Source organism: Pseudomonas sp. O39 (assembly GCF_045447295.1).
GTDB classification, from domain to species: domain Bacteria; phylum Pseudomonadota; class Gammaproteobacteria; order Pseudomonadales; family Pseudomonadaceae; genus Aquipseudomonas; species Aquipseudomonas antarctica_A.
In genome coordinates this window covers 46,790-60,939 of record NZ_JBJGXV010000022.1, presented here as the reverse complement: position 1 = coordinate 60,939, position 14,150 = coordinate 46,790, and the positions used below count along the sequence as shown (strand labels likewise).

Below are 14,150 nucleotides of genomic sequence, written 5' to 3'. Positions count from 1 at the left end.
TTCGCGAGCAAGCCCGCTCCCACAGTTGACCGAGTTGTTCAAGCGAACGCGGTTGAGTGTGGGAGCGGGCTTGCTCGCGAAAGCGATAGTGGCTCAGGCGCTGATCTTGAGGCCTACCAACCCGCAAATGATCAACGCCACACTCGCCAACCGAAACAACGCCATGGATTCCCCAAACAGGATAATCCCGGCGATTACCGTGCCCACCGCGCCCACACCCGTCCAGATGGCATAGGCGGTGCCCAGCGGCAGTTCCTTCATGGCCAGCCCCAGCAGGCCGAGGCTGATAGCCATGGCGGCAATGGTCAGGGCCGTTGGCAGCGGTTTGCTGAAACCGTCGGTGTACTTCAGGCCGACCGCCCAGCCGACTTCAAACAGCCCGGCAAAAAACAGAATGATCCAGGACATGATGACCTCCAAACTATAGCTGGGGTCGTCCCCGGAATTAGCGCTTGAAAGCGTCGCGAGGTCGTCCCCGCGAAGCTCGGTAGAGTGCCGAATATTGATCGGGCGATCAAGTTTTTGGCGTGTCCTGCAAAGCGCGACGGTCTTCCTTTTCGCTCATTCTGCGGAAGTAAGTCGACAGCAAAGCCCCGGAAATATTGTGCCAGACGCTGAACAGCGCACTCGGCACCGCCGCCAGCGGCGAAAAGTGCGCGCTGGCCAGTGCGGCGCCCAGCCCGGAGTTCTGCATGCCCACTTCCAGCGCCAGCGATTTGCGCTGTGCCAATGGCAGCTTGAACAACCGACCGGTGAAGTAGCCCAGCAGGTAGCCAAAGCTGTTGTGCAACATCACCACGGCCATGATCAGCAGGCCGGACTCGGCGATCTTCGCCTGGCTCGCCGCAACCACCGCCGCGACAATGATCACGATGCTGACCACCGACACCAGCGGCAACACCTCCACGGCATGGCGGACCCGCTCGCCGAGCACACGTTGCGCCACCACGCCGAGCACGATCGGCAGCAGCACCACTTGCAGGATCGACCAGAACAACTCCATGAACGGCACCGGCAGCCAGGCCGACGCCAGCAGCCAGATCAACGCCGGTGTGAGCAGCGGGGCGAGGAGGGTGGTGACGGCGGCGATTGCCACCGACAGCGCCAGGTCGCCCCGCGCCAGCCAGGTCATCACGTTGGACGACGTGCCGCTTGGGCAGCAGCCGACCAGAATCACGCCGACGGCAATTTCCGGCGGCAGGTGGAACGCCTGGCACAGCAACCAGGCCACGCCCGGCATGATCACAAAGTGCGCGACTACGCCGAGTGCGACGCGCCACGGGTGGCGGGCGACCTCGGCGAAATCTTCAAGTTTTAAGGTCAGCCCCATGCCGAACATCACCAGGCCCAACAGCGGCACGATGGCGCCTTTGAGGCCAATGAACCAGCTGGGCTCAAGGAAGGCGAGGACCGCGAAAACCAGCACCCAGTAGGCGAAGGTATTGCCGACAAAGCGACTCAAGGCGGCGAGAGCACGCATGGGGATGTCCTTGTTATCAGGTAAGTTCGGGAGTGCTGATGTTTGCTTGGAAACCCAATCAAATGTGGGAGCGGGCTTGCTCGCGAATGCGGTGAATCAGTCAGCCTATTAAGTGACTGACACTGCGCATTCGCGAGCAAGCCCGCTCCCACATTTTGATCTTCACATGGCTTAGATGCCTTGTGGCGTCTCTTCGCCGCCAAGTGCCTCAACCAACGCCGGCAGGAACTCGCCGAACGTCAGCATCATCAGGGTAAAGCTGGCGTCCAGTTGGCCCAGGGCTTCGTCGCCGCCGTCCTGTTCGGCCTGATCCTGCAGCAGGTCTTCGAACTTCAGGCGCTTGACGGTCATCTTGTCGTCGAGCATGAAGGACAACTTGTCCTGCCAGGCCAGGGACAATTGGGTCACGACTTTGCCGGTGGTCAGGTGCAACTGGATTTCTTCGCTGGTCAGGTCCTGGCGCTTGCAGCGCACAATGCCGCCATCTTCGTGGGTGTCGCGCAGTTCGCATTCGTCGAGGACGAAGAAGTCATCGGCCGGTTTTTGGGTGGTGACCCAGTCGGTCATGATCGCAGTCGGTGCGGTTTTAACCGTCAGCGGGCGTACCGGCAGGGTGCCGATCACTTCGCGCAGGGTCGACAGCAAGTCTTCGGCGCGTTTCGGGCTTGCCGAGTTGACCAGGATCAGGCCCTGTTTCGGCGCGATGGCGGCGAAGGTCGACGAGCGACGAATAAACGCACGCGGCAGGAAGGCCTGGATGATTTCATCCTTGATCTGGTCCCGTTCCTTTTTATAGACCTTGCGCATTTGCTCGGCCTCGATCTCTTCGACTTTCTCTTTCAGTGCGTCACGCACCACGCTACCTGGCAGGATGCGTTCTTCCTTGCGCGCGGCGATCAGCAGGAAGTCACCGCTGACGTGAACCAGGGGAGCGTCTTCACCTTTACCGAAAGGCGCGACGAAACCGTAAGTGGTCAACTCCTGGCTTGCACAAGGGCGCGCCAGTTTGGTGGCCATTGCCGCTTCCAACGCCTCGGCATCAACAGGCAGATCTTGGGTCAGGCGATAGATAAGCAGGTTCTTGAACCACATGGGGTGAGTCTCTCCTTTATACAAAGGGGGGCATTATTCTCTTGATCAGGGCTGAGGCCAACCCTGCCTAAGCCATTGGAAGGCCTCAAAAAAAAGATTTAAGAAAGTGCTTGCCAGACTTAGGGTCGCTCCGTAGAATGCGCGCCACACCGAAGCGAAGGGTGATTAGCTCAGCTGGGAGAGCGTCTGCCTTACAAGCAGAATGTCGGCGGTTCGATCCCGTCATCACCCACCATTCGTTTCAAGTGTTACGCGCAGCGGTAGTTCAGTCGGTTAGAATACCGGCCTGTCACGCCGGGGGTCGCGGGTTCGAGTCCCGTCCGCTGCGCCATATTCGGTAACCTGGAACACTGAACGCCAGGTCACCACAGAAAGCCCGCTCATTGAGCGGGTTTTTTTTGTCCGAAATACGGCAAACAATCACGCAATGAAGTTTTTTTAAATAAATTGCATTTAAATCAACACATTACGTTTTTTTGTTGTATGATGCGCCCACACCGAAACGAAGGGTGATTAGCTCAGCTGGGAGAGCGTCTGCCTTACAAGCAGAATGTCGGCGGTTCGATCCCGTCATCACCCACCATTCGCTTCAAGTGTTACGCGCAGCGGTAGTTCAGTCGGTTAGAATACCGGCCTGTCACGCCGGGGGTCGCGGGTTCGAGTCCCGTCCGCTGCGCCATATTCGGTAACCTGGAACACTGAACGCCAGGTCACCACAAGAAGCCCGCTCATTGAGCGGGCTTTTTTTGCCTGCGATTCAGCGCAGCGACTCAACGGTCGGCGCCGCGGCTATTGGCGCAACTTCGCGTCGGCTCAGGAACACAAAGACCACCGCCGCTGTAGACAGGGTGAGTCCTGCCAGCAATTGCAGCAAGGTATTGAAGCCCGCAAGGTAGGCCGTGCGCAGCAATTCCAGTGGGATGTTTGCACTGGCGTCTCGGACGTCGCCCATGACCAACTGCTGGGCAAGCACTGCCGCGTCCTGCGCAGTGCCTGCGGGCAGATGATGGGCAACCAGTGCGCTCAACACGGCAACCGTGATTGCCAGCGCCACCCCTTCACTGGCGACTCGGGTTGTATTGAAAATGCCTGCCGCCATGCCCGCGCGCTCCTTGGGTACCACACTGATCGCCAGGCCATCCATCAAACCCCACGGCAAGCCCGTGCCGATCCCGATGACCAGCAGTGCGGCGACGGTCTGCAACGGCTGGCCGATCCTGGCCAGGCTCAACCCGTACAAGCCCGCAGCCGCAATCAACAGGCCAACGGCGCACAGTACGCCCGCCGACAGCCAACGTGTCAGCGTTGCGGCAATAATCGGTACGACCAGCATGGGTGCGGACAGCGCCAGCATCATTAAACCCGCCTCAAATGCGCTGGCGCCTTCGACACCCATAAACCGCAGCGGTAACAGTACGATCAGGACGATGTAGCAGTAACAGGTGCCGATCGGCAGCAACTGCACGCCAATAAAGCGCACAAAGCGAAACAGCCGCAGGTCGAGCATCGGTTGGCTCGTATGATTTTCAACCCGAATAAATACCAGCAAAAACACCGCTGCTGCCGCCAGCAGATACCGGGTCGTTGCTGAGCCCCAGCCGTGTTCCGGTGCCAGAATGACCGCCGTGGTCAAGCTCACCAGCATGGCCGAAAAGGTCAGCACGCCGGCCACGTCCAGGTGCAGCGCCTGCGGGTCGCGGCTCTCACGCATGTTGGGCACGGCGAACAGCAGTGAGAGCCCCGCCAGCAATGCCGTGCCCAGGAAAATCGCGCGCCAGCCCCAGTGTTCGATCAGCAGCCCCGACAGCAGCGGGCCAAACGCCAGGCCCGCGCCGAAAGTAGTGCCCAGCAGGCTGAAGGCACGCGTCCTGGCATGGCCATCAAACACCTGTGCCAGCGCCGCACAGCTACTGGCCAACGCAATGGCCGCCGCAACGCCTTGCACCCCGCGCACTATATCCAGCCAAAGAATGCCCGGCGCCACGGCCAGCAGCAGGGAGGCCACGGTAAACAGCGCCATGCCCCACAAGAACAAGCGCTTGCGCCCATAGAGGTCGGCGAGGGTGCCGGCGGCCATCAACAAACTGCCGAAACTGAGCATGAACGCGTTGGTGACCCACACCAGTTGCGTGGGGTGGGCGGCAAATGCCTGGCCGATAAACGGCGTCGCCACCGCGCCGCCGGTAAAGCTCATGGGCAGCACCAGGGCTGCCAGGCAAATGGCTGCCAGAATCGAATAGCGACCATGGGCGGGTTCGACTGTGTTCATCGCGTACATTCCTAACGTTCTATGAAGATAAAGACTCTAATCAGGATGTAATTACCGATAAACAGGCCTACATTCCGTTCATAGCGGACGATAAGGATGTAATGGTGTGACCGATAATCTCAGTGGTGTGATCGCCTTCGTGAAAACCGCAGAAGCACTCAGCTTCACAGGCGCGGCGCGGGCGATGGGGATTTCCGCCTCGGCGGTGGGCAAAAATGTGGTCAAGCTGGAGGCATCGTTGAATGTCCGGCTGTTGCACCGCAGCACGCGTAAGGTCAGCCTGACTGCCGAAGGTCAATTGTTCTACGATCGTTGTCGGAAAATTCTCGATGACCTGCAGGACGCCCGCGCCATGCTTTCCCATGCCATGCAGGCCCCGCGCGGCAAATTGCGGGTCAGCCTGCCCACCATCGGCTATCGCTTCCTCTTTCCCCACCTGCTCGCGTTCAGGCAAGCCTATCCGGAGATTGAATTGGAGCTGGATTTCAACGACCTCCTGGTGGATGTGATCGAGGAGGGCTTCGACGTGGTGATTCGCAGCGGCGGCCTCGCCGATTCGACGTTGATGGCCCGTAAACTCGGACCTTTTCGCTTTTTACTGTGCGCATCACCCAAATACTTGCGTGCTAACGGGCGTCCGGAAACCCTCGGTGATCTTGAGCGCCATCAGTGCCTGCGTTATCGCTTTGCAACCACCGGCAAAGTCATGGAATGGACCTTGTCCGCCAACCCGGCGATCACCCAATTACGCCTTCCTACTGCGCTGACCTTGAACAACATGGAAGCCATGCTCATGGCCGCCACCGATGGGCATGGCATAGCCTACGTGCCGGACTTTCTGGCCCGGGACGCGCTGGCGCAGGCACAGCTGGAAACCGTGCTGGACGGGCATTCCGATGACCAGGGCCAGTTCTGGGCGCTGTGGCCCTCGAGCCGGCATCTCTCGCCAAAAATCCGCGTATTTGTGGACTTTGTCGCCGAACGCCTTTTTACAACCCCATCAACCGATACCCCACCTGCAACTCGGTAATGAAATGCTGCGGCTGCGCCGGGTCCTCTTCCAGCTTTTGCCGTAAGTGCGCCATGTGCACCCGCAAATAGTGGGCGCGGTCCACGTAATCCAGGCCCCACACTTCCAGCAATAATTGCCGGTGGGTCAGCACCCGGCTCTGGCCGCGAATCATCGCGCAGAGCAGGCGGTATTCGATGGGGGTGAGATGCACAGGCTGGCCCTGGCGCCATACCTCGTGGGTCGACAGGTCGACTTCAATCCCGCCAAACGCGACCTTGCTGGTGGCTGCCACGGTGCCGGTCTGACCATGCCTGCGCAGTTGGGCGCGGATGCGTGCGAGCAACTCGGGCACACCGAACGGCTTGGTCAGGTAATCATCGGCACCTGCGTCCAGGGCGGCAACTTTCTCTTCTTCGCGATCACGCGCCGACAACACCAGAATCGGCACTGCCAACCAACCGCGCAGTTCACTGATCAGTTGTTTGCCATCGCCATCCGGCAGGCCGAGGTCGACGATCACCAGGTCCGGTTGACGGCTCGCCGCATGGATCAGCGCGCGTTTGACGCTGTCGGCCTCGAACACCTGAAAACCTTCATCCTGCAGGGCGATCCCGACGAAGCGGCGGATATTGGCTTCGTCTTCAACAATCAAAATGCGTGCGGTGCTCATAAGGCTTCCATGGGCGGGGGTGTGCCCGCCGGTAAAGTGATGATGAAGTGCATGCCGCATGCCTCAACGGCGTTGGCTTCGATGCGCCCGCCGTGGGCTTCGACGATGCGTTTGGCCAGTGCCAGGCCCAGGCCGATGCCGGCGACGGATGATTCCTGCTGGCCGCGCGTGAAGGGTTCGAACAAGTTAGCCGGCGCCCGGCCCGGGCCGTTGTCGCTGACGTCCAGCACAATGGTGTCCGCAGCAGAGCGGGCGGCGACGGTAATGCTGCTGCCTGGCGGGGTGTATTTGGCGGCGTTGTCCAACAGGTTGACCAGCACCCGTTCGATCAACAGCGCGTCGATTTCCACCAGTGGCAACCGCGGGTCCAGTGCGGTGTGCACGCAGTGTTGCGCCAGAGGTTCACGTAACTGGCGCAGTGCGCTGCCGACGATTTCTTCCAGCGAATGCCACTGCCGGTTCAGGCGCACACCGCGTTCCTGCATGCGGGCCATGTCCAGCAGGTTTTCGATCAGCCGCTGCATTGACGTCGCTTGTTCATGGATGCCGTGCAGCAACTCGGTCAGCGGGCCTGGTGGGGCGTGGGGCAGGGCGGTGTCGGCGGCACCGATCAGGGTGGTCAAAGGGGTACGCAGGTCGTGGGATATTGCCGCGAGCAGGGTGTTGCGCATCTTTTCGCCTTCCATCTGCACCAGCGTGCTTTGCGCGACTTCGACGAAATGCACCCGCTCCAGCGCAATCGCCAACTGGCTCATGCAGGCTTCCAGCAGGCGGCGCTCCTGCGGATCGCTCAAGCGTTCGCTCTGGGCCAGCTCCAGCACCAGCACGCCGCGTACGCGCATCGGTGCCTTGAGCGGCAAGTAACACCCTTTGGCCGCCGACAAGGTGTCGGTGCCGTGACCGGCGGCCTGGCCGTGGTCGTAGGTCCATTGGGCGATGCTCTCGTCAATCGGCAACCCGCCCGCGCCCACGCTGTGCACGCCGTCGGCGGCGTCCGGCAGCGCCAGGCCTACGCGTGCTTCGAATACACCGCTGAAGGTGCGCAGCGCGACTTCACTGATTTGCTCCACCGTCAGCGCCGCCGACAGGTCGCGAGCCAGTCGCGCCAATGAGGTGGCGCGCCGTTCGCGCGCGGCGGCGGTGCGTGCTTCGTGGCGCAGGCGCGCAGTGAGTTGCCCGGTGATCAGGGCGATGCCGAGCATCAGTGCAAAGGTGAAGAAATACTGGGTGTCAGTGACGGTAAACGAGTAGCGCGGCTGCACGAAAAAGAAGTCGAAACACAGCACCGCCAGCATCGCGGCCCAGACGCCCGGGCCACGTCCGTAACGCAGGGCCACCAACACCACGGTGAGCAAAAACAGCATGACGACGTTGGCCAGGTCGAACACTTGCAGCAGCAATGCAGCAATGGCGCTGGCGGCGAAACAGGCGAGTGTGGCCCACAGATAGGCCAGGACTCTGCCCGGTGCAGGTGTCGGTTTTTCGATGGCAGGCGCAGGCCCCGGCACTGCACCGTGGGCTATCACGATCTGATCAATCTGCGGGTGATGGCGGCTGATCCGGTCGCTGACCGACTGATGCCAGAACCGCCACGCCTGGCGCGGATGGTGGCCGAGCACTAGGCGATTGGCGTTGTGCTCACGGGCACAGGCGACCAGCGCGTCGGCGACGTCCATGCCCGGCAGTGTTGCCGTGTCGGCGCCGAATTCGCTGGCCAGGGTCAGGGTTTTCATGGCCGTCAGATAGCGCTTGGCGCCGCGGCCCTGGGCTGATGCGACATGCACCACGATCCAGTCCGCTTCGAGTTTTTGCGCCAGGCGCGCGGCTTCGCGCACCAGGCGCTCATCGCCCGCGTCGCCCGCTACACCCACCAGCAGCCGTTCGCGCGCTGGCCATAAGGCTTTGATTGACTGTTCGCGGCGGTATACGCGCATCTGCGTGTCGACCCGGTCCGCTGTGCGCCGCAGCGTCAGTTCACGCAGGGCCAGCAGGTTGCCCTTACGGAAGAAATGTTTTGAGGCCCGTTCGGCGTGTGGGCCGAGGTAGACCTTGCCGTCCTTGAGGCGTTGCAGCAGATCATCGGGCGGCAGGTCGATCACCACCACTTCGTGGGCGTTATCGAAGACGTGATCGGGCACGGTTTCACGCACGCGGATGCCGATGATTCCACTGACCAGATCATTCAGGCTTTCCAGGTGCTGGACGTTGAGGCTGGTCCACACGTCGATACCGGCGCCGAGCAATTCTTCTACGTCTTGCCAGCGTTTGGGGTGACGCGAGCCGGGCACGTTGCTGTGGGCCAGTTCGTCCACCAGCACCACGGCGGGGTGCCTGTGCAAGGCGGCGTCGAGGTCGAATTCGCTGAGCGCGAAGTCGCGGTGCAGCAGGGCGGCGCGCGGCAGTTGTTCGAGGCCATCGAGCAGCGCCGCGGTTTCCGCGCGGCCATGGGTTTCCACCACGCCGGCGAGTACGTCACGGCCCAGGGCGACTTCGCGTTGCGCCGCTGCGAGCATCGCACAGGTCTTGCCCACCCCAGCATTTGAGCCGAAGTAGATACGCAATTTGCCGCGCAAGGCGGCCTGTTCTTCCAGCTGTACCCGGGCCAATAGGGCGTCGGGGTCGGGGCGTTCGTCGTTTAATGCGGGCATGTCATTCCTGTTGAATACAACACATTTAACGGTGGGAGCTGGCAAGCCAGCTCCCACAGTTGAGTGACGGTGTGGCTTACACCAAGCCCAACCCGCTGAGCAGCATGTCGATCAACTTGATCCCGGCGAACGGCACCAGCACACCGCCCACGCCGTAGATCAACAGGTTGCGATTGAGCAACGCCGCCGCGCCGATGGCCCGGTAAGTCACGCCGCGCAAGGCCAAGGGGATCAACGCGACAATGATCAGCGCGTTAAAAATCACCGCGCTGAGAATCGCCGAGTTGGGGCTGCTCAGGTGCATCACGTTCAAGGCGCCGAGCTGTGGGTAGGTCGCGACAAACGCGGCCGGGATGATCGCGAAATACTTGGCCACGTCATTTGCCACGCTGAACGTGGTGAGGGCGCCGCGGGTCATGAGCATCTGTTTGCCGACCTCGACCACTTCGATCAACTTGGTCGGGTTGCTGTCGAGATCGACCATGTTGCCGGCCTCTTTGGCGGCCTGGGTGCCGCTGTTCATCGCCACCGCTACGTCGGCCTGGGCCAGCGCCGGCGCGTCGTTGGTGCCGTCGCCGGTCATGGCCACGAGCTTGCCCTGGGCCTGGTAGTCGCGGATCAGTTGCAACTTGTCTTCCGGGCGAGCCTCGGCGAGGAAATCATCCACCCCGGCTTCCACCGCAATCGCGGCGGCCGTCAGGCGGTTGTCGCCGGTGATCATCACGGTCTTGATGCCCATGCGCCGCAGTTCGGCAAAGCGTTCCTTGATGCCGCCTTTGACGACGTCCTTAAGCTCAACCACACCCAAGGCTTTGGCACCGTCGGACACCACCAGCGGTGTGCTGCCACGCCGTGACACTTCATCGACTTTGGCCTGCAGCGCGGCCGGGAAAGTGCCGCCCAAGGCCTCGATGTGGCTGCGAATCGCATCCGCTGCGCCCTTGCGAATCGCCCGGCCTTCCGGCAGGTCGACGCCGCTCATGCGCGTTTGCGCGGTGAAGTGCACGAAGCTGGCGCCCAGGGCGTTGATATCGCGCGCGCGGATGTCGAACTTCTGCTTGGCCAGCACCACGATGCTGCGACCTTCCGGGGTTTCGTCGGCCAGGGACGCCAGTTGCGCGGCATCGGCCAACTCGGCTTCCTTCACGCCCGGTGCCGGCAAAAAGCTGCTGGCCTGGCGGTTGCCCAAGGTGATGGTGCCGGTCTTGTCCAGCAGCAACACATCCACATCGCCTGCCGCCTCGACGGCACGGCCGGAGGTGGCAATGACATTGGCCGACATCATCCGGCTCATGCCCGCCACGCCGATGGCCGAAAGCAGGCCGCCGATGGTTGTGGGGATCAGGCACACGAGCAACGCCACCAACACCGTGGCACTGATCACGCTGCCGCTGCCGCTCATGGCCACGGCGAAGATCGAGTAGGGGCTCAAGGTGGCGATGACCAGCAGGAACAGCAAGGTCAGGCCCACCAGCAAAATCGTCAGCGCGACTTCGTTGGGCGTCTTCTGGCGCTTGGCCGATTCGACCATCGAGATCATGCGGTCCAGGAACGATTCGCCCGGGTTGACGCTGATGCGCACCACCAGCCAATCGGACAGCACGCGCGTGCCGCCGGTGACCGAGGAGAAGTCGCCACCGGCCTCGCGAATCACTGGCGCCGATTCACCGGTGATCGCGCTCTCATCCACCGAGGCCACGCCTTCAATCACTACACCGTCCAGCGGCACCAGGTCGCCGGCTTCGATCAGCACTACGTTGTCCCTGCGCAACAAGCTGGCTTCCATTGGCAGCCAGGCTGCGCCATGACGCGGTTGTTGCAGTAACTTGGCCAGGGTCTGGCGTTTCATGCCGCGCAGGCTCGCGGCCTGAGCGCGGCTGCGACCTTCGGCCAGGGCTTCGGCGAAGTTGGCGAACAGCACGGTGAACCACAGCCACAAGGTGATGCTGAGGATAAAGCCGCTGGGCGCCTCACCCTTGCCACCCAGGGACTGGAACCACAGCAAGGTCGTGAGGATGCTGCCCAGGTAGACCACGAACATCACCGGGTTTTTCCACTGGGCCTGGGGCAGTAATTTCTTCAGCGCATCGACGCCGGCAGTGAGCACGATGCGCCGATCAAACAGGGGTAAACGAGCATTCTTCATGAGGGACATCTCTTACTCACTGACCGCAATAGAGGGCTGACGCGCATCCAGCGCCAAGTTGAGTTGCAGCACATTCACCCGTGGCTCGCCGAGCAAACCAAGGGTGCGGGCGGCGGTGTGGTCGTTGAGCAGTTGCAGCAGTTCGGTTTCGGGGATCTGCCGCAAGCGCGCCACCCGCGCCAGTTGCAGCCGGGCGTTGGCCACCGAGATGTGCGGGTCCAGGCCCGATGCGGAAGCGGTGACCGCGTCCACCGGTACCGATGCGTCGGCGGGCAGGCCGTTGTCCTGGCGATAGGCTTTGGCGCGTGCGCTGACCTGGTCCACCAGTTTCTGGCTGGTCGGCCCCAGGTTGCTGGCGCCGCTTGCGCCTGCGTTGTAGGGCTGCGAAACGCTTTTGCTCGGGTCTTGCGGGTCGGTACCGAGGGTCATGCTCGGGCGGCCATGGAAGTACGCGGGCTTGGTGAAATCCTGGCCGATCAGCGCGGAGCCGATCACCAGCCCGTCGCGTTCAATCAGCGAACCCTGCGCCTGAAACGGGAACAACAGTTGCGCCGCCAGTGTGGTGAAGGCCGGGTACGCCAGCCCTGTCAGCAGCATGAAAAACACCGCCGAAACCAGCACCGGGCGCAACAGCCCTTTGAATATCGATTGAGTCGTCATCAACATGTCCTTAGTTGTACGTCTGGCCGGACAGCAACTGCAGTTGCTCCACCAGTGGGCCGAGCGCGAGCGCCGGCAAGAAGGTCAAGCCACCGACCACCAGCACCACGAACACCACCAGCAGCATGAACAGCGGGGTCGCAGTAGGGATGGTGCCGGCGCCGGCAGGCACGGTCTTTTTCATCGCCAGGGAGCCGGCCACAGCGAGCATCGGCAGCATGGTGAAGAAGCGTCCGATCAACATCGCAAGACCGATGGTGGTGTTGAAAAACGGCGTGTTGGCGTTCAGGCCGGCGAAGGCCGAACCGTTGTTGGCGGTGCCGGAGGTGTAGGCGTACAGCACCTCGCTGAAACCGTGGGGGCCGAGGTTGTTCAGGCTGGCCATCGTGTCTGGCCACAGGGCGGCGAGGGCGGTGAAACCAAGAATGCTGATCGGGTGTGCGAGCACCGAGAGCATCACCAGTTTCATCTCTCGGGCCTCGATTTTCTTGCCGAGGAATTCCGGGCTGCGGCCGATCATCATGCCCACCAGGAACACCGTGAGCAGCGCGTACTGGATCAGGTTGATGAAGCCCACGCCGTCACCGCCGAATACGCAGTTGAGCATCATCTGCGCCAGGGGCACGAAGCCGCCCATGGGGGTCAGCGAGTCATGCATGGTGTTGACGGAGCCGGTGGTCGCCGCCGTGGTGGTGGCGATAAACAGGCTGCTGTCGGCGATGCCGAAGCGCAGTTCCTTGCCCTCCATATTGCCGCCGCTTTGCTCAATCGACAGCGTCTGGTTGGCGCCGGCCTGGGTCAGCAGCGGGTTGCCGGTCTGTTCGGCGCCATACACCAGCGCCAGGAAGCCGATAAACATCACCAGGAAGGTGCCGAAAAACACCCAGCCCTGACGGCGTTGCAACAGCATGCTGCCGAAGGTGTAGGTCAGCGCCGACGGGATCAACAGCATGCTGAGGATGTGCAGGATGTTGGTCAGCGGTGTCGGGTTTTCGAACGGGTGCGCAGCATTCATGCTGAAGAAACCGCCGCCGTTGGTGCCGATATGCTTGATCGATTCAAAGCTGGCGACCGCACCAACAATCAACTGTTGCTGCGCGCCTTCCAGCGTCTTGGCCAAGGCTTGGGAGGCGAAGGTCTGTGGCATGCCTTGCCACACATACACCAGCGCCATGCCCACGCACAGCGGCAGCATTACTCGGTACAGCGTGCGCGTGAAGTCGACCCAGAAGTTGCCGATATCGGCCGCACTTGAGCGGCTCAATCCGCGAATAAAACCCGCGGCGGCAACGACGCCTGAAGTGGCGCCGACAAACATCAGAAAGGTGATGACGGCCATCTGGCTGAAGTTCGACAGACTGGTTTCACCCGAGTACGCCTGCCAGTTGGTATTGGTAATAAAGGAGGCGGCAGTGTTGAACGCCAGGTCCGGGGTTTGCGCGGCCAACCCCAGTGGGTTAATCGGCAGCACCGCCTGCAAGCGCAGGACGATATAGCCCAGCAGCATCATCGCCGCGTTCGACAGCAGCAGGGCCGAACCGTAGCGAGCCCAGCCCATGGTCTCCAGTGGGTCGACGCCCAGCAGGCGATAGGTAAAACGTTCCGGTAAGGCATGGCGGGCCCCGGTGAACACCCGGGTCAGCCACTTGCCCATCAGCACGGCAAGCGCGGTCATCAACCCCAGGACCAGCGCAAATTCCAGCAAAGTGCTTAACATGTCGTGGCTCCGTTCAAATCTTGCCCATGGCAACAACGGCCATGGCAGTCGCAACAAAAAACACCAGGGAAAGCCCCATGAACATCACGTCGTACATGGCGAACTCCCTAGAACTTTTCGGCGCGAATGAGGGCGTAGCCCAAGTAAGCGAACAGCCCGACGGCACATAAACCGCTGGCGACATAGATGAAGGTCAGTGTAAGCACGGTGAAACTCCCCTTGTTGAATAAGCCGGCGAGGTTAAGCGTTGGCGTATCAAGCTCGGGCACTGATTACAGGCGGCGGTATTAAGACGGTATATAGAAGGTTTTTGCGCGGACGAACGAAAACAAGGGATAGCCCGATGCCGGGGTATCCCTTGAAAGTCTGGGGTTCTGCTGATTTCAGTGATCAGCTTATTTGGCTTTCTTTTTCTTCTCGCCGCGGGTAGCAAGGTGCTCGAAGCAAAACGCGGCG

General features: G+C 61.6%; 11 protein-coding genes and 4 tRNA genes. 5 read left to right on the top strand and 10 right to left on the bottom strand.

The genetic code is table 11. The features are described from left to right. Positions 1-93: 93 nt before the first annotated feature. The 3 genes from sugE to rdgC form a co-directional block, all read right to left on the bottom strand. Positions 94-408, bottom strand: coding sequence for a quaternary ammonium compound efflux SMR transporter SugE (sugE, locus tag ACI77D_RS23235; protein WP_017136389.1), 315 nt, complete (start codon positions 406-408; stop codon positions 94-96). 106 nt (positions 409-514) lie between these two features. Next, positions 515-1,480, bottom strand: a complete 966-nt coding sequence (locus ACI77D_RS23230) for a bile acid:sodium symporter family protein (RefSeq protein WP_407017575.1) — start codon at positions 1,478-1,480, stop codon at positions 515-517. Between the two features lie 171 nt (positions 1,481-1,651). Beyond that, complete coding sequence (gene rdgC / locus ACI77D_RS23225) at positions 1,652-2,572, bottom strand: recombination-associated protein RdgC (RefSeq protein WP_003190130.1); 921 nt, start codon at positions 2,570-2,572, stop codon at positions 1,652-1,654. 159 nt (positions 2,573-2,731) lie between these two features. Between rdgC and ACI77D_RS23220 the strand changes: the two genes are divergently transcribed. From ACI77D_RS23220 to ACI77D_RS23205, 4 genes are all read left to right on the top strand, one after another. Further along, positions 2,732-2,807: transfer RNA gene (locus ACI77D_RS23220), tRNA-Val, on the top strand. Positions 2,808-2,826: 19 nt separating this feature from the next. Beyond that, positions 2,827-2,903: transfer RNA gene (locus ACI77D_RS23215), tRNA-Asp, on the top strand. Between the two features lie 176 nt (positions 2,904-3,079). Continuing rightward, positions 3,080-3,155, top strand: a tRNA-Val gene (locus ACI77D_RS23210). Positions 3,156-3,174: 19 nt separating this feature from the next. Further along, positions 3,175-3,251 (top strand) — tRNA-Asp (locus ACI77D_RS23205). 78 nt (positions 3,252-3,329) lie between these two features. Here the strand turns inward: ACI77D_RS23205 and ACI77D_RS23200 are convergent. Beyond that, positions 3,330-4,841 (bottom strand): MFS transporter, encoded by a 1,512-nt coding sequence (locus ACI77D_RS23200; protein ID WP_407017574.1) that lies wholly within the window; start codon positions 4,839-4,841, stop codon positions 3,330-3,332. A gap of 106 nt (positions 4,842-4,947) precedes the next feature. Between ACI77D_RS23200 and ACI77D_RS23195 the strand changes: the two genes are divergently transcribed. Continuing rightward, the gene (locus tag ACI77D_RS23195) at positions 4,948-5,871 is read left to right on the top strand and encodes a LysR family transcriptional regulator (RefSeq protein ID WP_407017573.1); all 924 of its coding nucleotides are present in this window, start codon (positions 4,948-4,950) and stop codon (positions 5,869-5,871) included. Here the strand turns inward: ACI77D_RS23195 and ACI77D_RS23190 are convergent. The 6 genes from ACI77D_RS23190 to kdpF all read right to left on the bottom strand — a co-directional run bounded on the left by ACI77D_RS23190 (position 5,831) and on the right by kdpF (position 13,900). Further along, complete coding sequence (locus tag ACI77D_RS23190; RefSeq protein ID WP_262667459.1) at positions 5,831-6,523, bottom strand: response regulator; 693 nt, start codon at positions 6,521-6,523, stop codon at positions 5,831-5,833. The genes ACI77D_RS23195 and ACI77D_RS23190 overlap by 41 nt on opposite strands. Next, positions 6,520-9,171 carry a DUF4118 domain-containing protein gene (locus ACI77D_RS23185; protein WP_407017572.1) on the bottom strand — a complete coding sequence of 884 codons (2,652 nt, stop codon included), beginning with the start codon at positions 9,169-9,171 and terminating at the stop codon, positions 6,520-6,522. Before ACI77D_RS23185 ends, ACI77D_RS23190 begins: the two co-directional genes overlap by 4 nt. A gap of 76 nt (positions 9,172-9,247) precedes the next feature. Next, positions 9,248-11,317, bottom strand: coding sequence for a potassium-transporting ATPase subunit KdpB (kdpB, locus tag ACI77D_RS23180; RefSeq protein WP_407017571.1), 2,070 nt, complete (start codon positions 11,315-11,317; stop codon positions 9,248-9,250). A 12-nt stretch (positions 11,318-11,329) separates the two neighbouring features. Further along, positions 11,330-11,977 carry a K(+)-transporting ATPase subunit C gene (gene kdpC, locus ACI77D_RS23175; protein ID WP_407017570.1) on the bottom strand — a complete coding sequence of 216 codons (648 nt, stop codon included), beginning with the start codon at positions 11,975-11,977 and terminating at the stop codon, positions 11,330-11,332. A 10-nt stretch (positions 11,978-11,987) separates the two neighbouring features. Further along, positions 11,988-13,694, bottom strand: coding sequence for a potassium-transporting ATPase subunit KdpA (gene kdpA / locus ACI77D_RS23170; RefSeq protein WP_407017569.1), 1,707 nt, complete (start codon positions 13,692-13,694; stop codon positions 11,988-11,990). A gap of 107 nt (positions 13,695-13,801) precedes the next feature. Continuing rightward, positions 13,802-13,900: a K(+)-transporting ATPase subunit F gene (kdpF, locus tag ACI77D_RS23165; protein ID WP_053255293.1), complete on the bottom strand. Its 99-nt coding sequence runs from the start codon at positions 13,898-13,900 to the stop codon at positions 13,802-13,804. Positions 13,901-14,150: the final 250 nt, after the last annotated feature.

Excerpts from the sequence above, each read along its gene's own strand:
- ACI77D_RS23190 (WP_262667459.1), bottom strand. The coding sequence starts at position 6,523 with ATGAGCACCGCACGCATTTTGATTGTTGAAGACGAAGCCAATATCCGC.
- rdgC (WP_003190130.1), bottom strand. The coding sequence starts at position 2,572 with ATGTGGTTCAAGAACCTGCTTATCTATCGCCTGACCCAAGATCTGCCT.
- kdpB (WP_407017571.1), bottom strand. The coding sequence starts at position 11,317 with ATGAAGAATGCTCGTTTACCCCTGTTTGATCGGCGCATCGTGCTCACT.
- ACI77D_RS23200 (WP_407017574.1), bottom strand. The coding sequence starts at position 4,841 with ATGAACACAGTCGAACCCGCCCATGGTCGCTATTCGATTCTGGCAGCC.
- kdpA (WP_407017569.1), bottom strand. The coding sequence starts at position 13,694 with ATGTTAAGCACTTTGCTGGAATTTGCGCTGGTCCTGGGGTTGATGACC.
- ACI77D_RS23230 (WP_407017575.1), bottom strand. The coding sequence starts at position 1,480 with ATGCGTGCTCTCGCCGCCTTGAGTCGCTTTGTCGGCAATACCTTCGCC.
- ACI77D_RS23185 (WP_407017572.1), bottom strand. The coding sequence starts at position 9,171 with ATGCCCGCATTAAACGACGAACGCCCCGACCCCGACGCCCTATTGGCC.
- sugE (WP_017136389.1), bottom strand. The coding sequence starts at position 408 with ATGTCCTGGATCATTCTGTTTTTTGCCGGGCTGTTTGAAGTCGGCTGG.
- kdpC (WP_407017570.1), bottom strand. The coding sequence starts at position 11,977 with ATGACGACTCAATCGATATTCAAAGGGCTGTTGCGCCCGGTGCTGGTT.